Raw genomic sequence first — 21,703 nt, 5'->3', positions numbered from 1 at the left:
GCGCCAGCAAGGGGAGCCAAGACCATGACCAATTCGCCTGCGCCCGTGACCGGGGCGAACCAATTGCGCAAGAACGCCCTCGGCGTCGGCGCCGTCACCTTTCTCGTCGTTTCCGCCGCTGCACCGCTAACCGCGGTTGCCGGCGGCGTTCCATTGTCGATGATGCTCGGAAACGGTGCGGGCATTCCCGGCACCTTCCTGATCGTCACCGCGATCCTGCTTCTGTTCTCGGTCGGCTATGTCGCCATGGCGAGGCATATCCGCAATGCCGGCGCCTTCTATGCCTATACGGCACAGGGCCTCGGCGGGCTGATGGGCGGTGCCGCAGCGATGATCGCGATCCTTGCCTATAACGCGATGCAGATCGGCGTCTTCGGCCTCTTCGGCGCGGCAACGGCGGGGCTTTTCGCCGGCTTGGGGATCGATCTGCCCTGGTGGGTCTGGACCTTTATCGGCATCGCTGCGGTCGGCATTCTCGGTTATCGCCGCGTCGATCTCTCCGCCAAGGTGCTGACTGTCCTCGTCATCCTTGAATATCTGGTCGTGCTCGTCATCGACGTCGCGATCCTCGCCAAGGGCGGCGACGGCGGATTGACGACGGTTTCGTTCACGCCCTCGGCGATCCTCTCCGGTTCGCCGTCGATCGGCATTCTCTTCTGCTTCGCCGCCTTCATCGGTTTCGAAGCGACGACGATCTACAGCGAGGAAGCCCGCGATCCGGAGAAGACCGTGCCGCTTGCGACCTATATCTCGGTGCTGATCATCGGCATCTTCTACATGTTCACCTCGTGGCTGATGGTGAACGCCGCCGGCGCGGACAAGCTGGTGCCCGAACTGCAGGGCCTTGCCGATCCGACCACTTTTCTCTTCGGCCTCGCCGAACGCTATGCCGGCGGCTGGCTGCCGCCGTTGATGAACGTGCTCTTCGTCACGAGCCTCTTTGCCGGCGTGCTGGCGTTCCACAACGGTGTCGCCCGCTATCTCTACGTCGCCGGCCGCGAGCGCCTGCTGCCCTCCTCGATCGGCGTCACACATCCTGTCTACCACAGCCCGCATGTCGGCTCGCTGATCCAGACGGTTATTGCCGTGCTAATCGTCGCGCTCTTTGCGGCAACGGGTCAGGACCCGGTGCTGGCGCTGTTCTCCTGGCTGACCAACGTCGGCACGCTTGCGGTCATGACGCTGATGGCCTTTACCGCCTTTGCGATCGTCGCCTTCTTCAACCGCAATCCTGGGCTTGAAACGAACCCGCTGGTCACCAAGGTCATTCCCGTCGTCACCGGTCTGATCCTCGTTGCCGTCATCATCGCGATCGCGGCCAATTTCGGCGATCTCGCCGGCGCTACCGGCATGCTCGCGGTGTTCTTGCCGGGGCTCGTCGTGATCTTTGGGGTCATCGGGCTGTTCCTGGCGGCCTCGCTGAAATCGGGCAATCCGATTGAGTTCGCCCGCCTGGGTGCCGGCCAGGAGATCTGATCTCTCGGGAATATCGCTTTTGGGGATGGCGGCCCGCCGCCATCCCTGCAAACCAAACGGGACAGGACACGATGCAGGACAAGATCGATCAATTGCGCAACCTGCCCGTTGCGGCCCAAAAATTGTTCATCGGGGGGCGTTGGCAGGAGAGCCTCTCCGGTCAAAGCCTCGATGTCGCCTCGCCGATCGACGGCAGGCACCTGACGACGATCGCCGACGCGGCAGCCGGTGATGTCGACGCCGCGGTCCGGGCCGCCCGCGCCGCTTTCGAGAAGGGAAGCTGGTCGAGGGCTGCCCCGGCCCAGCGCAAAAAGGTTCTCACGCGCATTGCCGAGATCATCGAGGCGCAGGCACTCGAGCTGGCCGTTCTCGGCGTACGCGACAATGGCACGGAAATCTCTATGGCGCTGAAGGCCGAGCCCGGCAGCGCCGCCGGCACCTTCCGCTACTATGCCGAGGCGCTCGACAAGGTCTATGGCGAGATCGCTCCGTCGGCCGACAATATTCTCGGTCTCGTGCATCGCGAACCGATTGGCGTGGTCGCCGCGATCGTGCCCTGGAATTTCCCGCTGATGATCGGCGCCTGGAAGATCGCGCCGGCGCTCGCCGCCGGCAACTCGGTCGTGCTGAAACCGGCCGAGGGCGCCTCGCTCAGCCTGCTCAGGCTCGCTGAGATCTGCGCCGAGGCCGGTCTGCCAGAGGGTGTCTTGAATGTCGTCACTGGTCGCGGCGCGACCACGGGCGAGGCGATCGGCCTTCATGGCGATATCGATGTTCTCGCCTTTACCGGATCCGGCGGCGTCGGTCGTCGGCTGCTCGAATATTCCGCGCGCTCGAACCTGAAGCGCGTCTATCTCGAACTCGGCGGCAAGTCGCCGAACGTCGTCTTTGCCGACGCACCCGACCTCGACCAGGCCGCGCGCATTTCCGCCTATGGCATCTTCCGCAACTCCGGCCAGGTCTGCGTTGCCGGTTCGCGGCTGCTTGTCGAGCGCTCCATTCACGAAGCCTTCGCCGAGAAGGTGGCAGCGATCGCAGGATCCGTGAAGGTCGGCGACCCGCTGCTTCTTGCGACCGAGGCCGGCGCGATTTCGAGCGAGGTTCAACTCAAGAAGAACCTCGATTTCGTCAGAGAGGCCGAGGCTGAAGGTGCAAGGCTGCGCTCCGGCGGCAAGCGCATCCTCGAAGAAACCGGTGGCTCCTACATGCAGCCGACTGTCTTCGACGTTCAGCCGGATATGAAGCTGGCGAAGGAGGAGGTCTTCGGCCCCGTGCTTGCGGTCATACCGTTTGATGACGAGGTCGACGCACTCCGGATCGCCAACGCGACCGACTACGGTCTGGCGTCGGCCGTCTGGACTGCGAACCTGTCGCGCGCGCACCGCATGGTGCGCGGCATCCGCGCCGGCGTGGTGCATGTCAATACCTATGGCGGCGCCGACAACACAGTGCCGCTCGGTGGCGTCAGGCAGTCCGGCAATGGTCACGACAAGTCGCTGCACGCGCTCGATAAATACATCGATCTGAAGACCGCCTGGATTCAGCTCTGACCCCCGGGACGACAAACCGTATCGGCGTTGGGCCGGGTAAGCCGGCTATTCCATCGTCGCCCGCAAGGCCCGGATGATCTCTTCGGCAAACATGGCGGCGGCCAGGCCGTGGCCGCGTCTTTCCCGCTGCACCAGCGAAAGCACGTTCTTTGCAAAAGTCCGGTCACGGATCTGCAGGTATGTCAGGACGCCGTTTCGCTGTTCCTCGGTAATGTCGAACTTGCTGAGGAAAGCGATGCCGTCGCCGGCCGCGGCCAGGAACTTCATCGCCTCGATGGAATTGGTGAGATAGCTCGGCTCGACTGTCAGCCCGGCCTCAGCGAAGGCGTCGGCGACGATGCCATGGATCTGCATCGACTTGTCGGCAAAGATCAGCGGGTAGGACTGGCAATAGGCCAGCGGCAATGATTCCATGCCGGCGAGCGGGTGTTCCGGAGCAACGACCGCGCCGAGGCGGGTGTCCATCTTCCAGAGTGTCTCGACCTGCGGCGTCGGCGGGAGACTGAAGGCAAAGCCGAGGTCGGCCTCGCCACCGGCCACCGCCTGAACGATCTCGCGGGCGAACATTACCCGGATCGTGATCTTGAGGCGAGGATGGCGTGCGCCGAAGATCGCAGCCACCTTCGGCACGATGCCGCCGGCAAGGCCGTTCATTGTGGCGATGATCACCTCGCCGCTCTGCAGCGCCTTGATATCGCGAATTTCGGCTTCGACCTGGCTGTATTCCTTCATGGTCCGGCGCACATGCGCGACAAGGATTTCGCCGGCCGGCGTCAGCCTGAGGCCGCGCGGCAGCCGCTCGAACAGCGGCTCGCCGATATCCTCCTCAAGCTGCAACACATGCTTGTTGATGGCCGAGGCAGCGACGTTCAGCCGTTCGCTCGCCCCGCGGATCGAGCCTGAGCGCGCCACCTCGTCGATATAGCGCAGCACGCGCGAATGCAGCATGGTCTTCCCCATTTAATCGTTCTCGAAAAGCGAACGGTACGAGCAGAAAATACTGCTTTTCGGAAGCGGTGCAATCACTTCTTATGGTTGGCGAGGGGCGCGCTGCCGGCACTGCACCCGCTGAATATGGCGGGTTATGGGCAGGCGCCGACGACTCTGAAAGTGGAGGACTATTCGTGAACCAGACTGAAGCCGCGCATTACGAAAAGGTGCGCGCCATCTTCGATATCCTGAACGGCGAGCGGGAGGCGGATCTTCTTTTGAAGAACCTGAACATCCTCGATGTTCACGGAGAGACCGTCTACCAGGGGTCCATTCTCGTCTACGACAAGCGCATCGTTGCGCTCAACCCCGACGAGACGGTCTTGAAGGTCAAGCAAGTCTTCGACGGCAAGGGCCTCTATGCGATCCCCGGCCTGATCGACGCGCATATCCATTTCGAATCCCAGCTCGCGCACCCGACGGCGCTCGCCGAGGCGATGGTTCCCTGCGGCACGACGACGATCTATGCCGAGTGCCTGGATCTGCTCAGCGCCGCGGGCAAGGAAGGCATCGAAGCGGCCGAGAGCCTTTTCCGGGATTACGAGCAGCTGCCCTACCGGCTCTATGCCTTCGCACCGGGCAAGAAGACGGCGGCATCGGTGACGGAAGCCGTGCTCAAGATGGAACCGGTGATCGGCCTCGGGGAGTTCGAGCACTTCACCTACAGTTCCGGCAACGACGACGATTTCCGCAAGGCGGCCTGGGTCCGCGCCAAGGGCGGCTTTATGAACGGCCACTGGGGCGTCACCGCGCTCTCCGACATGATCCTCAACTACCTGCCGGCGATCGGCGTCTCCAACAATCACGACGTCTGGAACGAGAAGGATATCGAGAAGAGCATTCGCTACGGCTTCCCGACGCACATCAAGTTCGGGGTCGGCAGCAGCGAGGTGATCAAGGTGCTGTTGCGCGCGATCGTCGACCGCAAATGGCCGACCGACAATTTCATGCTCTGCACCGACAACATCTCGATCGAGCGACTGCTCACCATGGGCCACATGGACTGGATCATTTCGCTCTCAGCCGAAATGGGCATCAACCCGATCCACGCGATCAAGATGGCGACCTACAACACCGCGCGTTCTTTCCACATGGAAGACAAGATCGGTTCGCTGACGCCCGGCCGGTTCGCCGATATCGTCTTGACCGACAGCCTGTCGAAGATCAATCCGCTCTACGTGTTCAAGGATGGCGAACTGGTCGCGCGAGACCGTAAGCTGCTGAAGAATGCCGACATCGACTATTCCGGCATGTGCAAGGACGGCGTTTCCGGCCTCGCCGATCTCTCGCCGGAGCAACTGGACATCGTGCCCCTGGAAGTGTCGGAAGACGGCACGCAGGCCAAGGTCTATTTGTTCGATGTCTACGGCCGCGGCCACGCCAAATTCTACCAGGAAATCTGGGTTCCGCTGAAGGATGGCAAGGTCGTTGTCGAGCATGAGGGCAAGAAGATGAGCCGGCTGTCGGTCGTCCAGCGCTATGCCGACGGCAAACGCCATGTGGTGAACGGGCTTTTCAAGGGCGTTCATGTCGATCGTGGCGCAGTGGCGACCTTTTGGCCGGCGCCGAAGCCCTATTTCGTCGTCGTCGGTCAGGACAGCGCCGAGATGTGCCATTGCCTCAAGCGGGTCGATACCCATGCCGGCGCCTGCATCGTCACCGACGACAGGGTGGAAAAGGCCGTCATGCCGCTGGAGATCTACGGGGTCATGGCGAACATGAGCGTCGAGCAACTGACGGCCAGTGCCGCTGCGATCGATGCGGCGCTCGAAGCTCTTGGCAACCGCAACGAAGGCGAACCGGTGGTCAACAAGCTGCTCAGCCTGTTCATCTCGTTGCACCGGTTCCGCTTCATGGCCTAGAGCCATTCAGAAAAAGGAGACGGGCGTTTCGGCGTCCGTCTGCCTGGAAAGTGGCGTGCTTCCGCGACAATGGGCGGACATGCCGAAAGATATAAAAGCGCATCGCTGAGGGGGCGATGGGCCGGCGGGGTAAGGAGCTCCGCATCGTTTCGAGGGAGGAAACAATGGCACACAATGCGGCGGAAGCCGAAATCGTCGATACCGGCAGCCTGACGCGACGCTGGATCATGTATGTCGTCGGCATCTATGTGCTGACCTTCGGTGTCAGCCTGGCGATCCGGGCCGGCATCGGCATTTCACCCCAGAGCAGCCTGACGCGGACCATGACGCTGGTCTATCCGCCCTTCAGCCAGGGCACGTACAACTTCATGCTCGAACTGATCATGCTGTTCCTGACCTATCTGGTCCTGCCCAAGGACTTCAAGCTCAAGAACTTCGCCTCGCTGATCCCGGCTTTCGTGCTGGCGGTTTTCCTGGACTTCAACCTTGGGATCACCGAGTTCATCAAGCTCGAGGCCTATCCGCTGCGGGTGGCGCTGCTGGTCTTTGCCGATGCGGCGCTCGCCTTCGGCCTGTTCCTGATGATCCGCGCCAATCTGGTGCTGATGCCGATCGACATGTTCGTCAACACCATCTTCAAGCGCACCGGCTGGAAGTGGGGCAACATCAAGACCGGCTTCGACTGCACGCTGCTGGTTCTGTCGGCCTGTATCGGTCTGCTCTTCCTCGCAGAGGTCAAGTTCATCCGCGAAGGCACGATCCTGAACGCCATTCTCGTCGGGCAGTACATCAAGCTCTACTTCTTCCTGTTCAGGAAGTTCCAGGGCAAGGCGACACCTTCGCCGAAGGGCCTGGAAGCGGCCGCGGAATAGCATCCCGCGCAAAGATGCGAGAAGGGGCGCCCAACCGGCGCCCCTTCATCATGTGTCGTGATCTCTGCTTACGGGCGAACAGGCTTATCCGAAAGCGAGTTCGAGGTTCTGCCGGTCCCGTGCCACCACCTGGCACTTGGTTTCGAAACCGTCGCCGGCGACCACCAGGACGAGTTCCGGTGGTATGCCGGCGGAATTCGAAACCGTAACCGCCGCGCCATCGGCGCCCAGCGACCGGATCGTGCAGTCGATCCGTGAATGCCTGTCGTCGAAGAGAATGGTTCCGGCCTTCAGCACGCGCTGGCGCGGACCGAGCGGATAGCCGGCTTCGAGACTGCTCCATTCGACGCAGCGGTTTCGTCCGCCGGCCTTGGCGAGATACATCGCCGCATCCGCCTGGGCGAGCAAGGTGGCGTTATCCCTGCTATTGGCCGAAAGGGCGGCGGTGCCGAAGCTCGCAGTCACCGCGAGCTGGCCGAATTCACCGTGGATCGTCTGAGCGGCGATCGCTGCCCGCAGTTTTTCCGCCGCCGTCAGCGCGCCTGTCGCGTCGACATGCGGCAGCATGACGGCAAATTCCTCGCCGCCGAGCCGCCCAAAGAGGTCGCTTGCTCGCAGATTGGACTGGCAGATGGAGGCAACGGCCTTCAAGACCTCGTCTCCCGCCGCATGCCCGTGTGTGTCGTTGACCCGCTTGAAATGGTCCACATCGAGGACGATGCAAGACAGGTCATGCTGGTGCCGCACCGCGAGCGAGATCAGCTTGTCCGCTTCCTCGCGGAAGGCGCGCCGCGTCAGCGTCCCGGTCAGTCCATCCGTCGCGGCCGAGCGGAGCAGATCGATCCGGTCCATCGCCACGCCCGCCAACTCCATCAGGATCGCAAGATCCGTCTCAGTGAACTGTCGTGGCGCGCGATCGATCGCGCACACGGTCCCGACTGTATGCCCGTCCCGCGTCTTCAGCGGGACGCCTGCGTAGAACCGAACATGTTCGGGACCGGCCACGGCCGGGTGCTGCGAAAAGCGTGCATCCTTCGTGGCGTCGTGGACGACGAGAGGCTCCTCGGCGACGACGACATATCGGCAGAAGGTCTCTTTGCGCGGGACCTCGTCGGCCGAAAGGCCGGAGCAGGCCTTGTACCATTGGCGATGTGCATCGACCAAGGAGACGATGCCGATCTCTATGGAGAAGACCTGTTTGATCAGCCGTACGACCCGTTCAAGGCCTTCATCCCTTGGCGTGTCGAGGATATCGAGATGTCCAAGGGCGGCCAAGCGATCGAATTCCCTGCCTTTCGCGTCCGTCGTCGGACGTCCGGCTGGCTCAGCAACCACCATTCCGTTTTCCTTTCTCATTCCACGCCCGGCAATAGACGCGTTTTAGGGAAAAAACAAAAGGCGCTGAACAGCAACTGGATGTGGATTGCGCCGGCTCTGTGGCGAAAGATGCCGTGTTTGCACCGAACCAGCGACGCTGCGTCCGTGCTTAGCCGCCGAAACTTCCGAGCTGCGTCGGCACGTGTACATAGTTGCGGTCGAAGTAGAGCAGCGCATTGCCATCGCTGCGCGAGCGGATGCCGACGACCCGCCCGATGAGAATATGGTGCGTTCCCAAGAGCCGCGCCTCGGCCAGTTCGCAGTCGAGCGAAACGATCGCATCCTTGACGGCGAAGCTGCCCGATTGCATCTCGACCCAGTCAGTGGCGGCATAGCGCGCGGCCATGTCCTGCGTCGCGCCGGCGAAATGACCGGCGAGATCCCGATGGTCGTGGCTGAGCACGTTGACGCAAAAGCGCCTGTTGTCGATGAACAGCCCGCATTGGGTGGAGTTCCGGTTCATGCAGACAAGCAGCGTCGGCGGCTCGTCGGTTACCGAGCACATGGCGGTGGCCGTGAACCCGCCGCGTCCGGCGGGTCCGTTGGTGGTGATGACGTTGACCGGCGCGCAGACCCGCGCCATCGCATTGCGAAACTCGGTCTTTGAAACGAGCGGTTCCATGGCAGGCCTCACTCGGCTGCGCTGCGAAGGGTGGCGTTGTCGTCGAGCGGCGGCAGCCAGGTATTGCCGGTCCAGCCGTTCTCGTCGTAGTCGGCCATGCACTGATCGACGAGCGCCTCCATCTCCTTCAGGCGCCCACCGCGCTCGGCGCCCTTCAACACCTGCAGCCGCACCTCTTCGGGTGCACCGGCATAGTTGAGTTCGTAAAGCGCGTGCCGCCCGCCAAACTCGGTGCCGGTCGCGTCCCAGAGCAGCTTCATGATCTTGATGCGCTCGATATGGCCCATGTCGTTGGAGCCGCGCACATATTGCGCCAGGTAACGATCGATCTCGGGATTGCCGAAATCGCGCGCCGAGGAGGGCAGGTAGATCAGGCCGGAGGCGACGACCCTGCGGATCGTCTCGACGACGCGCGGATAGGCCTCCGACATGAAGGTGCGGTAGGAAAGCGCAGCTTCGAGATTGGGCAGCACCGCGCCGTCGGCCCAGGCAATGGGGTTGTGCGCCATGGCGTTGGAGAAGCTCCAGAACATGTGTCGAAGGGCAATGACCTCGCCGAGCGCCGCCTGGTTGCCGCGGAAGGCGTCGCCGCCGGTCGCCCTCAAAGCCTTGGCAAGCAGGCCGGCGAGGAAGTCGAGTTTCACCGCGAAGCGGGTGCAGCCCTGGAAGCAGTAGCCGTGCATGAAGCCGGAGGCCGGGTGGAAGGAGAGGATCTTGGCGGCGTCGCGCAGCACCAGAACATCCTCCCAGGGCACGAAGACATTGTCGAGCACCAGGATCGCGTCATTCTCGTCGAAGCGCGACGACAGCGGATAGTCGAAGGGATGGCCGACCGTGTTGGCCGTCTGCTCGTAGGAGACCCGGCAGAACATCTTGATGCCCGGCGCGTTCATCGGAACGATGAACATGACGGAGAGCGAGGGATCCTCGGTCACCGTCGCCGAGCTCTGTGCGAGGAAATTGTAGTGCGTCAGCGCAGAGGAGGTTGCGACCACCTTGGCGCCGGAGACGTAGATGCCGGAATCCGTTTCCTTGGTGATGTGGACGAACACGTCCTTCACCGCATCCGCCGGCTTGTGGCGATCGATCGGCGGATTGACGATCGCATGGTTCATGAAGAGGGCGGCTTCCTGGGCGCGTCGGTGCCACGCGAGCGCATTGTCCTTGAACGGCCCGTACCAGTTGGCATTGGCGCCCAGCGTGTTCATCAGCGCCGCCTTGTAGTCGGCGGTGCGGCCCATCCAGCCATAGGACATGCGTGCCCACTCGGCGATCGCGCCTTGCTGTGCCGCAAGATCGGAGGAGGAGCGGGCGACGCGGAAGTATTTGTGGGTGTAGCCGCCCGAGCCCGTGTCGGTCGGTGACGTCAGGATATCCTTCTTCGCCGGGTCGTGCAGCGCGTCATAGAGCCTTGCGAGCGACCGGGCGGAATTGCGCATCGCCGGATGGCTGGTGACGTCGTGGACGCGCTCGCCATTGATATAGACTTCGCGGCCGTCGCGAAGGCTCTCCAGATATTCGGCGCCGGTGAAGGGCCGCGCCCTGTCGGCGCGGAAATCCTCTGCTCTCATTTTCTCCTCCTTGAGTTTCGTCAAGGCTAGGCGTTGAAATCGTCAGCGGCCATGGACAGAATGGCAAAATGACTTGGACTTTTCCGGGTGGAGCATGAGCAGCAGCATTCCAAGTTTCTTCGTCTATGGCGAACCGGAGCAGAAGGTCGAGCCCGGGTTCTTCCATGTCGAGACGGTGATGGCGCGGCGGAACCTGCATCAGGGCCAGGTCAAGGCGCACAAGCACGACCAGATGGGACAGATCACCTACTGGCTGAGCGGCGGGGGAGCTTACTTCATCGACGATAAGCCTTTGGACTTTTCCGCACCCGCCATCAGCTTCGTGCCGAGCGGCATCGTGCACGGGTTTTCAGTCGATCCAGAGACGAGCGACGCGATCGTCGTCTCGATTGCCGATGGTGCGCTGCTCTCCATCCGCGAGCAAACGACGCTGGGGCTCGATACGCCCATGATGATCCGTGGCGACGGTGAAGACCGGCATTGGCGCCGTCTTGCGGAACTGCTCGATATCGTCGCTGATGAGTACGCCTGCGGTGCCACGGGCGCGCAGCGGATGCTGGCATCTCTGGTCGCCGCCGTGCTGACCCAGATCGCCCGCCTGGCAGCCGCAGCACCGCCCACCGCCCAGCCTACACAGGCGATGCTGGCCACGGAACTGCGCCGGCTCATCGATCTGCGTTTCCGCGAGAACTGGAGCGTCGGGCACTACACCGATGCGCTCGCCACGACGCCGCACCTGCTTGCCAAGGCGAGCAGGGATGCCTTCGGCATGCAGGTGAAGGAACTGATCAACGAGCGGCGATTGCTCGAGGCCAAGCGCCTACTGCTCTTTACGGTCCGGCCACTCGAAGACATTGCCTATGAGATCGGCTTTGCCGACGCCGCCTATTTCTCGCGCTTCTTCCGCCTGAGGGTCGGCGAAGCCCCGAGCGACTGGCGCCGTGCGCGGTTGAACTCGCCTGGAGCCGGCTAAGTCACCGGCTCCGAGAGGTATCGCCAAGTCCGTCGGTTATCGGCCATAGGCCCGCATAACCTCCATCAGAGGCTCATGCCGGATCGCCCGGATCTTGAAGCGATCATGGGCTGTGCCGCCGGAATCTTCGGCCGCGATCATCGCGTTCACCACTGCTTCTTCGACGCTGTCGACGGTCGCGAGATAGACGGGGTCAAGCAGCTCGTCGTTGACGATTTCCAGCGACAGCCGTGGCGGCGCCTTGTGGGCCATCGGCTGGGTGTTGGCGGTGGAGAAGGCGAGGAAGATGTCGCCGGAATTGTTGCCGCCGGGCGTGCCGTTGCGGCCGATGCCGATCGCCGCCCGTCGCGCCAGGCGCTTGAGTTGATGCGGTGCCATCGGCAAGTCGGTCGCGATCACGACGATGATCGACCCGCGCTCCTGCATCTGGCTTTGCGGCGTGCCGTCGCGCATGTGTTCGCCGACCGGAACGCCGCGGATCGTCAGCCAGTCGCGTTGCCCGTGATTGGCTTGGACCAGCGTGCCGATCGTGTAGTCGCGGCCGCCGAATTCAACGACGCGCGAGGCGGTGCCGGTGCCGCCCTTGAAGCCATAGGCGATCATGCCGGTGCCGCCACCACAATTGCCTTCCTGGACCGGGCCGGACGCGGCAGCGTCGAGTGCGGCGTGCACATCGGATTCCGTGATCGGCTGGCCGTTGATGTCATTCAAAACGCCGTCATAGGTTTCGGCGACCACCGGCATCAGCCAGAGGAAATCGTCGGTGTCGTAGGTCGTCCTGTAGCGCTCCAGCATCCATTGGATGGTGGCGTGGTGGGTCATACCGACCGCATGGGTGTTGGTGATCATCACGGGTCCGAGGAAGAAGCCGCCATCCTCGATCCAGTGCGTGCCGGTCATTTCGCCGTTGCCATTGAAGCGGTGCACCCCGGCATAAACCGGGACCGGTGTTTCCGATCCGGCATGCGGCAGGATGGCGGTGACGCCCGTGCGCACCGGGCGCTTTCGGCCGGGTCGCGGCGTTTGTTCCTCGATAGTGCGGAAGCCGACGGCAATGCCTTCGACATCCGTGATGGCGTTGAAGCGGCCGGTGCGGCCGGCAAAGGGCAGGCCGATATCGCGGGCGCGGGCGGAGGAGGGCGTGGAGGTCTTGTCGTTCATGATCATTTCTGCCGGGAGCGAAGGTAAAGGCCAAGCGAGGCGACGACGAAGGAGAAGGTCAGCATCATCACGGCGATGGCGTTGATCTCCGGTTTGATGCCGCGCCGAAGCATGGAGAAGATGAACATCGGCAGCGTCGTGACATCGACGCCGGCGATGAAATAGGTGATGACGAGATCGTCCATCGAGATGATGAAGGCGAGCAGCGCGCCGCCGACGATCGCCGGGAAAAGCTGCGGCAGCACCACCCGACGAAAGGTCATCCATTCGTTGGCGCCGAGGTCGGCCGACGCGTGTTCGAGCGTCCGGTCCATGCCGGCAAGACGGGCCGAGACGACGATGAAGACGTAGGAGATCAGGAAGGTGCACTGGCCGATGATGATCGTCGTCAGGCCCAGCCGGATGCCGGAATTGACGAAGAAGATCAGGAGCGCGATGCCGAGCACGATATCCGGCATCAGCATCGGCATGAACATCACCACCCGGTAGAAGCGCTGGCCGACAAATTCGAAGCGGTAGAGCGCTATCGCGATCGCCGTGCCGAAGACGGTCGCAATGGCCGTTGTCGAGGCGGCGATGACCAGGCTGTTCCATACCGCCTGCAGCAGCTGCCCCGTCGATTCGATGTAGAGCGCGCTCTCGGAGACCTTGGTCTTGAAGCCGAGAACCTGAGCGTACCATTCGGTGGTAAACCCGGTCCAGGTCATCATGTTCACCGGATTGGCGTTGAACGAATAGACGGCGATGACCACGAGCGGGATGTAGATGAAGGCGAAGAACAGGCCGGTGTAGGCAAGCAGGCCACCGGTGAAAAGGGATCGAGCGATCTTCATGGGCGCCTCACCGTGCCAGTGCGGCGGCAGCGCCGCGCCGTCCGGAAAGGATGACATGGGCGATCATCATGATCAGCATGACGCTCATCACCATCATCGCCAGTGCAGCACCGAAGGGCCAGTTGCGGGCGGCGAGGAACTGCTGCTCGATGAGGTTGCCGAACATCATCACCTTGGCGCCACCAAGCACCGCCGGCACGACGAAGTTGCCGAGCGCCGGGATGAAGACGATGACGGCGCCGCCGGCAATGCCGGGTGCGGTTAAGGGCAGGATGATGCGCAAGAAGGTGCGCACGGGGCCGGCGCCGAGATCGAGCGAGGCGCGCACCAGCGTCCAGTCGAGTTTCTCGACGCTGGCATAGACGGGCATGAACATGAAGGGAATGAACACATAGGTCATGCCGAGGATGATCGCGCCCTTGGTGTAGATCAGGTCGAGCGGCCGTTCGATCAGCCCCGTGGATAGAAGCACTTCGTTGACGAGGCCGGTCTGGCGCAGGATCAGCACCCAGACGAACAGCCGCACGATCAGACTGGTGAAGAAGGGCAGTGTGATCAGGAACAGGCAGAAGTTCTTCCAGCGGTCGGAAAGCCGGGCAATGCAGAAGGCAGCGGGGTAGCAGACGAGGAGGGTCGCGAGCACCGTCAGGGCGGCGATCTCGATCGAGCGTAGGAAGATCGCGATGTAGATCGGATCGAACTCCTCGAACATCGGATCGGCGAAGCCGAGAATGCGGCCGAAATTATGCGGGTAGAAGGTCCATTCCACCCCGCCATAAAGGCCGGGTGCGAGAAAGCTGGTCACGATCATGATCGCGAGCGGCCCGAGGAAGAAGACGGCGAGAAAGGCCGAGACGGGCCCGAGCAGGAGTGCAAGCTGGAAGCGGCGGCGACTGGCGATCGTCATCTTAGGCACCTGCGCTTTCGCCAATCAGGTGCACGGCCGCTGGATCATAGGCAAGTCGCGCCTTGCGGGTCTGCTCGACCGCGCCGACGAGGCTGCGGCGGTTGGCCGGAATCTCGGCGACGACCTTGCGGCCCTCGGCGGTGCGACCGAACAGCTCGAAGGTGGAGCCGACGAAGACGATCTGGTCGAGATCGACGTCGATCGTCGGGAAGGGAGCGTTGTCCTCGACGAGGAAGAACTGTTCCGGACGGATCAGCGCCGTTGCCTCTGCCGAAATCTTCCGCTCGCAGGGCCGGTGGCGGATCGCCATGCCGTCAGCCGTCATCAACCGGTCGCCGTCGAGCCTGCCTTCGAACAGATTGCTGGCGCCGATGAACGTTGCAACGAACGTGTTGACCGGATGGTCGTAGATGGCGCGAGGCGTATCGAGCTGCTGGATGCGCCCGCCTGATAGCACGGCAACGCGATCCGACATCGTCAGCGCTTCCTGCTGGTCATGGGTGACGAAGATGAAGGAGATGCCAAGCTCGTTCTGCAGCGTCTTGAGTTCGATCTGCATGGCCTGGCGCAGGTTCTTGTCGAGCGCCGACAGCGGTTCGTCGAGCAAAAGCAGCTTCGGCCGGGCGATGATGGCGCGGGCGAGCGCCACCCGCTGCTGCTGGCCGCCGGAGAGCTGGCGCGGCTTGCGTGCTTCCATGCCTTCGAGCCCGACCATCTTCAGGGCGGACGCGACCTTTTCCCGGCGCTGCGGCTTGGCAACGCCCGCCACCTCCAGCGAGTAGGCGACGTTTTCGCCGACGGTCATATGTGGAAACAGCGCGTAGTTCTGGAAGACGGTGTTGACCGGGCGACGATAGGGCGGCCGGTCGGTCATGTCCTCGGCGTCGATCAGGATCGAGCCGCCGTCGAGTTCGACGAAGCCGCTGATCGCCTGCAGCAGTGTGGTCTTGCCGCAACCGGAGGGACCGAGCAAGGTCAGGAATTCGTTGCGGCGGACATCGAGATTTATACGGTCGAGAGCGGTCACGGTGCCGCCTTCCGGAGTGGTAAAGGCCTTGCTCGCCTCCACCAGCCGGACGATGGAATTCTGCATACTTCTGTTCCCCAAAATGTTATGCAAATAACGCTTGTGCGTTTTCGATATATGGATACCATTTGCCTATCGGAGTCAACGGCCACGAGAAGCCGTGATCCGGAAGCGGCCGGTCAAGGTCGTGTCAGGCCGTCCGGCCAGAACCATCAGAGGAGAATTTCGATGACGATGACAAACGGGACGACCCGCGGGGGCAGGAGAGCCTTCGCGACCCGTGCGCGCACAGTGGCACTGTCCCTCGCGACGCTGACAGCCCTTTTCGGCACGGCGCAAGCGGCCGAGCTCAACATCTACAACTGGGGCGAATACATCAATCCGGCTGTCCTCAAGAAGTTCGAGGAGGAGACCCAGATCAAGGTCAACCTCTCGACCTATTCCTCCAACGAGGAGATGCTGGCGAAGATCCAGGGTGGCGCCACGGGCTACGACATCGTCTTCCCGTCGGTGCACATGCAGGACATCATGGCCAAGCTCGACCTGCTCGAAAAGACCGACATCAACACCTATGAGGGCTTCAAGAACATCGACCCGACGTTCCTTCGCGCCAAAAGCGACCCGAAGGGCGAATATTGCCTGCCCTATGCCTTCGGTACGGTCGGTATCCTTTATAACCGCACGCTGCTTGGCAAGGACGTGACCGGCTGGCGCGACCTGATCGAAACCGTGAAGGCCAAAGGCCTGAAATTCACGCTGCTAGACGACATGCGCGAGGTGCTGTCGGTCGGCCTCATCCTCAATGGCCACAAGGTCAATTCCACCGACCCTGCCGAATTGCAGCAGGCGGCCGATACGATCATCGCCATGAAGCCGGATGTCGCCGCCTTCACCTATGACACCCGCCCGATGGTCGCGGCCGGCGATGTGGCGGCCGGTCATTTCTTCGTCGGCTCGATGGTCGACGTCTTCGGTAATCCGAAGGATCTCGGCTACGTGATCCCGGAGGAAGGCGCGACGATGTATCAGGAGGATATCTGCGTTCTGAAGACCGCGCCGAACAAGGAGAACGCTGTAAAGTTCATGCAGTTCTACACGCGTCCCGAAGTGGCGGCGCTCAACATCGAGCAGCAGACGAACGGCACGGCCAACGTGCCTGCGCGGCAATTGACCCCCGAGCAGATCAAGAATAGCAAGGAAATCAACCCGCCGCCGGAAACCATGCAGAAGCTGCAGATCTTCGAAGATCTCGGCCCCGGCGTGCGCCAGCTCGATCGGGTCTGGACGAAGGTGAAGACGGCGCAATAAACAGGCGATGCGATGGAGCGGGATATGCGGCGCTAACTTGCCGGCGTCCCGCTCCGATCATGCAAGGGGAGGGGATGTGGCGCAGCGAATCCTGAAGCTGGTGCGCAGCGACGAGCTCAGACGCTCGAAATCTGACAAGCTCATCGCCAACTACATCGAGCGTAATCTGGCCGACATTCCCTTCGAGACGGCGCGTTCGATCGCGACCCGGCTTGAGGTTTCGCCGATGACGGTCGGGCGCTATCTCCGGCGCATGGGCTTCGATGGTCTAGATGAGTTGAAGCTGGAGCTTCGGCGCGATGGCTCCAACAATCCTGCCTGGCAGGTGAAGGGATCGGTTGGCCGTCTGCGCGACGACAACCGCGAAGGCAAGCTGCTTGCCGGCCTGATCCAGCAGCAGATCGACAATCTCGGCATGATCTATGAGTTGACGACCGCGCCGGAATGGCAGCAGGCGATCGACGCTCTGATTGCTGCCAGCGAGGTCTATGTCGCTGCCTACCAGAACGTACGCGGCATCGCGCAGTATTTCGCGAGCCAGCTATCCTATACCCGGCCGCGGGTGCAGTTCGTCGATGGCCTCAACGGCACCTATGCCGAGCTGCTCGACGGTTCCGTCGAGGGACGCGTGCTGTTCCTGCACGACGTACGCCGCTTCGCCGCCAAGGCGCGGCCCTTGGCGGAGGAGGCGCGTCGGGCCGGCGTCAAGGTCATCCTCTTCACCGACGAGTTCTGCCCCTGGGCGCCGGAGGTCTCCGACATCTGCCTCGTCGTGCCCGGGTCCCATGGTCCGCTCTGGGATGGAGCAGCAACGACCGTCGCGGTCATGGACCTGCTTCTGAGCAACATCATCGTCGTCCTCGGCGACGAGGTCGGCGAGCGCGTCGCCCAGCTTACTCGGCTACAGAACGTCTTTGGCGACTTCGAGGATTGAAATCGAAGTCCGAAAGCTCAGGGCGCCGACGTCTGCGGGATGTAATCCAGCCCGATGTCGATGGAGGCCGGCCGGCCGTCGAGAAGCAGTTCGCTGATGCGCGGCGCCGTCCTGGCGATGACCTTGCCGTCCTTGACCACGCAGAGCCGGTTCGGTTTCAGCCGCAGCGCTTCGCTGACATCGGCCGCCTGCATCAGGACGAGGTCGGCCTTACAGCCGACGTCGAGGCCATAGCCTTCAAGGCCCATGGTTTTCGCTGCATTCACGGTGATGGCGTCGAAGATCTTGCGCTTGTCCTCGATCCCGCCCATCTGCGTCACGTGGATGGCCATGTGAGCCACTTCCAGCATGTCGCCCGAACCCATCGAGTACCAGGGATCCATGACGCAGTCGTGCCCGAAGGAAACGTTGAGGCCGGCCGCCATCAACTCGCGAACCCGCGTCATGCCGCGGCGCTTGGGATAGGTGTCGTGGCGTCCCTGCAGCATGATGTTGATCAGCGGATTGGGGATCACGTTGATCTCCGCCTCCGCCATCAGCGGGATCAGCTTGGAGACATAGTAGTTGTCCATCGAGTGCATCGAAGTCAGGTGCGATCCGGCGACGCGGCCCTGAAGTCCGAAACGGACCGTTTGAGCCGCCAGCGTCTCGATGTGGCGCGACATCGGATCGTCGGTCTCGTCGCAATGCATGTCGACCGGCAGGCCGCGGTCTGCGGCGATCCGGCAGAGCACTTCCACCGAGCGGGTGCCATCTTCCATCGTGCGCTCGAAATGCGGGATGCCGCCGACGATGCCGATGCCCATATCGAGTGCGCGGTTCAGTGAAGCCTCGCCGTCGGCCGCGCGAAAATAGCCGTCCTGCGGGAAGGCGACGAGCTGCAGGTCGATATAGGGCGCGACCTTCTCCTTTACCTCCAGCAGTGCCTCGGCCGTCACCAGCCGTGGATCGGAGGTGTCGACGTGGCTGCGGATGGCAAGAAGGCCCTGGCTGACGGCGAGGTCGCAATAGCGCAGCGCCCGCGCGACCAGCGCCTCCTTGGTCAACATCGGGCGCAGCTCGCCCCAGAGCGCGATGCCTTCCAGCAGCGTGCCGGAGACGTTCATGCGCGGCAGTCCGAGCGACAGCGTCGCGTCCATGTGGAAATGCGGGTCGCAGAAAGGCGGGCTGAGCAGGCGGCCGGTGGCGTCGATTTCTTCGCCCGCTGTCGCGGCAAGAGCCATCTCGATCGCTGCGATCTTGCCGCCCTTGACGCCGACATCGACGCCAAGCCGTCCGTCCGGAAGATTGGCATTGCGGATGATCAGGTCGAACATGCTGGTTTCTCCGGTGGCGGTAACGGCGCGGGCCTTGAGCGAGGCTTAGGAGCCGAAGCTCTTTCGATAAGCCGCCGGCGACGTGCCGAATCGACGAACGAAGGAACGACGGAAGGCGATATCGTCATGGAAGCCGATATCGGTCGCAATCTTTTTGAGCGGGATGCTTGTGTCTTCGGCCAATCTGCGCCCCGCCTCAAGCCGCATGCTCTCAACATAGTCAGCCGGCGTCATGCCCACCTCCTGCTTGAATTGCCTGGAGAAGTTTCGCTCGCTCATGCCGGTGCGCCTGGCGATCGCCCCGACACCGAGATCGGCAGAGAGGTTGTCGGCAATGTAGTCCTGCGCCGCGCGAATAGGGGTCTTCTGCGCAAGCTGGCCGGCAAGGAGCGTGCTGAACTGGGTCTGGCCGCCGGGTCGCTTGAGGAAGACAACAAGTTCACGCGCGACTTTCAAGGCGATGTGCAGGCCGAGATCCTTTTCGACGATGGCAAGTGCGAGGTCGATGCCGGCTGTCACGCCCGCCGAGGTCCAGACATTGCCGTCCTTGGTAAAGATGCGGTTGGGCTCGAGCTTCACCTCCGGAAAGCGCTTGCCGAATTCCGCCGCTTGCGACCAATGCGTCGTCGCCCGCCTGCCGTTCAACAGGCCCGCTTCGCCGAGCACGAAGGCGCCGGAGCATACCGATCCGAAGCGACTGGCACGGGCGGATGCGTCCTTCACCCAAGTCAGAAGCGATATCGGAAGCGGTCGTTCGTGAATGAGCGGGTCCCCGGCAACCAGCAGGGTATCGATGTCGGCAATGCCGTCATCCATCGCACGGTCGGGAAGGAGGGTCAGCCCGGAAGACCCACGCACCGGGGCGGTGGAGGCGCTGACGACCTCCACCGAATAATGGTCGGTGCCACTCTGACGGTTGGCCTCCGCGAACACGTCCGAAGGGCCGATAACGTCGAGGAGCTGGACGCCCTGCATTGCGACGATCGCGACTTTGTGAACGGCCATTAGCGAACCTCGAACAATCTGCCGGTGAGGATGATGCTGATCGTCCGATAGAAGACAACCGCAATCGCGCCAGCCAGAAACAGAAAGAACAGTCCAGCCAGCCCGGTGAGGACGGTGCTCTCGGCAGACGCAGCATACCGGAAGAAGGCGATCGAGAGCGCAGCAAGCGGAAAGCTGATCGCCCACCAGCCGACGCTGAAGGGGACATGGGAGCGGAATACCATCGGCGACAGGACGAGCATCAGAAACAGCGCGAAGTAGAACAGGACCGTGGCGAAGAGATCGACCGAACCCGTGACATTGGTATAGGCGAGGAAGCCGACGGCAAAGGGGGCGACCAGAACCATGAGAGACGGCCGAGCCAGCGCCGGAAGTGGATCTTCATGGCGCAACCGCGAGAAGATCAGCGCAATGAAGACTGCGGCGATGACGCTGCCGACCGAGAAGGCAAGCATGTTGACCTCATGTGCCCAGGCGAACGGCATGGCGTGGCCGGTAACGGCGATATCCAGAGTGGCGACACCGGGGATGAGCAGCGGCGGCAGCGTCGTATCGCGCGACTGTTGCCGGCCGAGGAAGCCCCTGGCGACGACATAAGCGAGGGCGAAGGTCAGCGCCGACGCAGCCGTCCAGACGACTTCTGACAGCAGCGGGCTATAGCGGTTCAGAAAAGCTGACTGCAGAAGCAAGCCGATTGCGACCGTTGCGAAGAAGTTGCTTTGAACCGGATGGGCGAATTCGGCGGCGACCGTGGCCGGATGGCGGTGCCACTTGAAAGCGTAGCCGAGCGCAAGGCTTAGAAAGATCGAAGTCCCGAGCCAGCCGACATATTCGCCGGGAAGGGCCGGCAGACCGATCGTCCTGGTGGCTTCGCGCCAGGCGAGGCTCAGGCCGGTTATGCCCATTACCGAGGCGAACAGGTTGATCGGAAGCTGCGAGATCGACCTGCGGGTCAACGGCGTGCTGTTCGAGAGGTCCATGGATTGAACGGTCATTGGATTATTCCTGTCCGAAAGAGTGCTGACAGGATTAAAACACGCCACGCCGTTGTCTTGAATGATCCAGATAGTACGATTCCGGACTCGCTGCGTATGTTTCCGGCCAAGGACCGATCAGTCGCGCCGTCATATGGATTGCGGACGGCGAAGCCGGTCACACGGCTCCGTAGCTGCGCCAGAGAACGTAAAGGCTGACGGAAAAGATGATCGCACGGAAAATCTTGGTCAGCGTATCGCGCTGGGTCGAAAGCTGCGTCGAAACGATCGTGCCGATCACGCCACCCGCGACGCCACCCAGGATGAAGTAGCCGGCGATACGCCAATCCACCAATCCAGAGGCGGCATAGTTGATCGCGGTCGTCAGGCCGAAGGTGCCGACAGCAAGCAGCGACGTGCCCACAGCGTTGATGAGCGGCATGCCGGTCGCAAGCAGCAGTCCGGGAACGATGAGGAAACCGCCGCCGATGCCGAAGAAGCCGGAACAGGTGCCGGTCAGAAGCGCTGTCAAGCCGGTCTTGCCGTGTGTGCCGAGCGAAAGCGACTGCGGTGTCGCCGCCGTGTCGCACCTGACCTTCCGCATGGCGAAGCTGACGAACATCATCACGAGGCCGAAGAGGAACAGCAATCGCTGGCCATCGATCAGCTTGCCGAGGCTGGAGCCGAAAAAGGCGCCAAGCGAACCCGCGACCGTGAAGATCAGCGCGCAGCGCCACCAGAGATGACCGCGGAGCGCGTGGCTTATCAGGTTGAGATAGGCATTGGCGGAAACCGCAAGCGCTCCGGTGCCGAGCGCGGTGTGCACGTCGCGGATGCCGACGACATAGATCAGGAGCGGCGTCGCCAGGATCGAGCCGCCACCGCCGATCAGGCCGAGCGTGAAGCCGGTGAGCGAACCGGAGCCGATCGCAAGCAGCATCTGCT

General features: G+C 62.6%; 19 protein-coding genes. 7 read left to right on the top strand and 12 right to left on the bottom strand.

The genetic code is table 11. The features are described from left to right. Positions 1-24: 24 nt before the first annotated feature. Both BLU15_RS16770 and BLU15_RS16765 read left to right on the top strand, forming a co-directional pair. The gene (locus BLU15_RS16770; protein WP_090296560.1) at positions 25-1,476 is read left to right on the top strand and encodes an APC family permease; all 1,452 of its coding nucleotides are present in this window, start codon (positions 25-27) and stop codon (positions 1,474-1,476) included. Between the two features lie 71 nt (positions 1,477-1,547). Beyond that, positions 1,548-3,026: an aldehyde dehydrogenase gene (locus BLU15_RS16765; RefSeq protein WP_090296557.1), complete on the top strand. Its 1,479-nt coding sequence runs from the start codon at positions 1,548-1,550 to the stop codon at positions 3,024-3,026. A 45-nt stretch (positions 3,027-3,071) separates the two neighbouring features. Here BLU15_RS16765 and BLU15_RS16760 read toward each other — a convergent pair whose 3' ends face one another. Next, positions 3,072-3,974 (bottom strand): LysR family transcriptional regulator, encoded by a 903-nt coding sequence (locus tag BLU15_RS16760; protein ID WP_090296676.1) that lies wholly within the window; start codon positions 3,972-3,974, stop codon positions 3,072-3,074. Positions 3,975-4,150: 176 nt separating this feature from the next. Here BLU15_RS16760 and BLU15_RS16755 point away from each other — a divergent pair, with 176 nt between their 5' ends. Together BLU15_RS16755 and BLU15_RS16750 are read left to right on the top strand one after the other, a co-directional pair. Continuing rightward, positions 4,151-5,878, top strand: coding sequence for an amidohydrolase family protein (locus BLU15_RS16755; RefSeq protein WP_210187446.1), 1,728 nt, complete (start codon positions 4,151-4,153; stop codon positions 5,876-5,878). Positions 5,879-6,042: 164 nt separating this feature from the next. Beyond that, positions 6,043-6,750, top strand: a complete 708-nt coding sequence (locus BLU15_RS16750) for a YczE/YyaS/YitT family protein (RefSeq protein WP_034787819.1) — start codon at positions 6,043-6,045, stop codon at positions 6,748-6,750. Between the two features lie 84 nt (positions 6,751-6,834). Here BLU15_RS16750 and BLU15_RS16745 read toward each other — a convergent pair whose 3' ends face one another. From BLU15_RS16745 to BLU15_RS16735, 3 genes are all read right to left on the bottom strand, one after another. Then, positions 6,835-8,088 (bottom strand): sensor domain-containing diguanylate cyclase, encoded by a 1,254-nt coding sequence (locus BLU15_RS16745; protein WP_060517822.1) that lies wholly within the window; start codon positions 8,086-8,088, stop codon positions 6,835-6,837. A 148-nt stretch (positions 8,089-8,236) separates the two neighbouring features. Continuing rightward, on the bottom strand, positions 8,237-8,749 hold the full coding sequence (locus BLU15_RS16740; RefSeq protein ID WP_034787824.1) for a flavin reductase: 513 nt from the start codon (positions 8,747-8,749) through the stop codon (positions 8,237-8,239). An 8-nt stretch (positions 8,750-8,757) separates the two neighbouring features. Beyond that, positions 8,758-10,320 carry a 4-hydroxyphenylacetate 3-hydroxylase N-terminal domain-containing protein gene (locus BLU15_RS16735; RefSeq protein ID WP_090296552.1) on the bottom strand — a complete coding sequence of 521 codons (1,563 nt, stop codon included), beginning with the start codon at positions 10,318-10,320 and terminating at the stop codon, positions 8,758-8,760. A gap of 94 nt (positions 10,321-10,414) precedes the next feature. Here BLU15_RS16735 and BLU15_RS16730 point away from each other — a divergent pair, with 94 nt between their 5' ends. After that, complete coding sequence (locus tag BLU15_RS16730; RefSeq protein ID WP_090296549.1) at positions 10,415-11,293, top strand: helix-turn-helix domain-containing protein; 879 nt, start codon at positions 10,415-10,417, stop codon at positions 11,291-11,293. A gap of 36 nt (positions 11,294-11,329) precedes the next feature. Here the strand turns inward: BLU15_RS16730 and BLU15_RS16725 are convergent, their stop codons facing one another. From BLU15_RS16725 to BLU15_RS16710, 4 genes are read right to left on the bottom strand one after another with little or no spacing between them, the layout of a single operon-like run. Next, entirely contained in the window at positions 11,330-12,454 is a 1,125-nt protein-coding gene (locus BLU15_RS16725) for a DmpA family aminopeptidase (RefSeq protein WP_090296673.1), read from the bottom strand. Positions 12,455-12,456: 2 nt separating this feature from the next. After that, complete coding sequence (locus BLU15_RS16720; RefSeq protein WP_034787988.1) at positions 12,457-13,287, bottom strand: ABC transporter permease; 831 nt, start codon at positions 13,285-13,287, stop codon at positions 12,457-12,459. A gap of 7 nt (positions 13,288-13,294) precedes the next feature. Further along, the gene (locus BLU15_RS16715) at positions 13,295-14,194 is read right to left on the bottom strand and encodes an ABC transporter permease (RefSeq protein ID WP_060604371.1); all 900 of its coding nucleotides are present in this window, start codon (positions 14,192-14,194) and stop codon (positions 13,295-13,297) included. 1 nt (position 14,195) lies between these two features. Continuing rightward, a complete protein-coding gene (locus tag BLU15_RS16710; protein ID WP_090296547.1) occupies positions 14,196-15,287 on the bottom strand; it encodes an ABC transporter ATP-binding protein in 1,092 nt (363 codons plus the stop codon). Between the two features lie 162 nt (positions 15,288-15,449). Here BLU15_RS16710 and BLU15_RS16705 point away from each other — a divergent pair, with 162 nt between their 5' ends. Together BLU15_RS16705 and BLU15_RS16700 are read left to right on the top strand one after the other, a co-directional pair. Then, complete coding sequence (locus BLU15_RS16705) at positions 15,450-16,529, top strand: polyamine ABC transporter substrate-binding protein (RefSeq protein WP_234852724.1); 1,080 nt, start codon at positions 15,450-15,452, stop codon at positions 16,527-16,529. A gap of 76 nt (positions 16,530-16,605) precedes the next feature. After that, entirely contained in the window at positions 16,606-17,463 is an 858-nt protein-coding gene (locus tag BLU15_RS16700) for a MurR/RpiR family transcriptional regulator (protein ID WP_043614025.1), read from the top strand. A gap of 17 nt (positions 17,464-17,480) precedes the next feature. On the opposite strand, the gene BLU15_RS16695 is transcribed toward BLU15_RS16700, so the two are convergent. From BLU15_RS16695 to BLU15_RS16680, 4 genes are all read right to left on the bottom strand, one after another. Next, the gene (locus BLU15_RS16695) at positions 17,481-18,779 is read right to left on the bottom strand and encodes an amidohydrolase family protein (RefSeq protein ID WP_034787847.1); all 1,299 of its coding nucleotides are present in this window, start codon (positions 18,777-18,779) and stop codon (positions 17,481-17,483) included. A gap of 45 nt (positions 18,780-18,824) precedes the next feature. Further along, positions 18,825-19,784, bottom strand: a complete 960-nt coding sequence (locus BLU15_RS16690) for a GlxA family transcriptional regulator (protein WP_034787850.1) — start codon at positions 19,782-19,784, stop codon at positions 18,825-18,827. Then, on the bottom strand, positions 19,784-20,779 hold the full coding sequence (locus BLU15_RS16685; protein ID WP_034787853.1) for an SLAC1 anion channel family protein: 996 nt from the start codon (positions 20,777-20,779) through the stop codon (positions 19,784-19,786). The genes BLU15_RS16690 and BLU15_RS16685 overlap by 1 nt, the downstream gene beginning before the upstream one ends. A gap of 157 nt (positions 20,780-20,936) precedes the next feature. Further along, entirely contained in the window at positions 20,937-21,698 is a 762-nt protein-coding gene (locus BLU15_RS16680; RefSeq protein ID WP_034787855.1) for a sulfite exporter TauE/SafE family protein, read from the bottom strand. Positions 21,699-21,703 lie beyond the last annotated feature (5 nt).

This window comes from Ensifer sp. YR511 (assembly GCF_900103045.1).
GTDB lineage: Bacteria > Pseudomonadota > Alphaproteobacteria > Rhizobiales > Rhizobiaceae > Ensifer > Ensifer adhaerens.
This window is presented reverse-complemented; position numbering and strand designations above follow the sequence as displayed.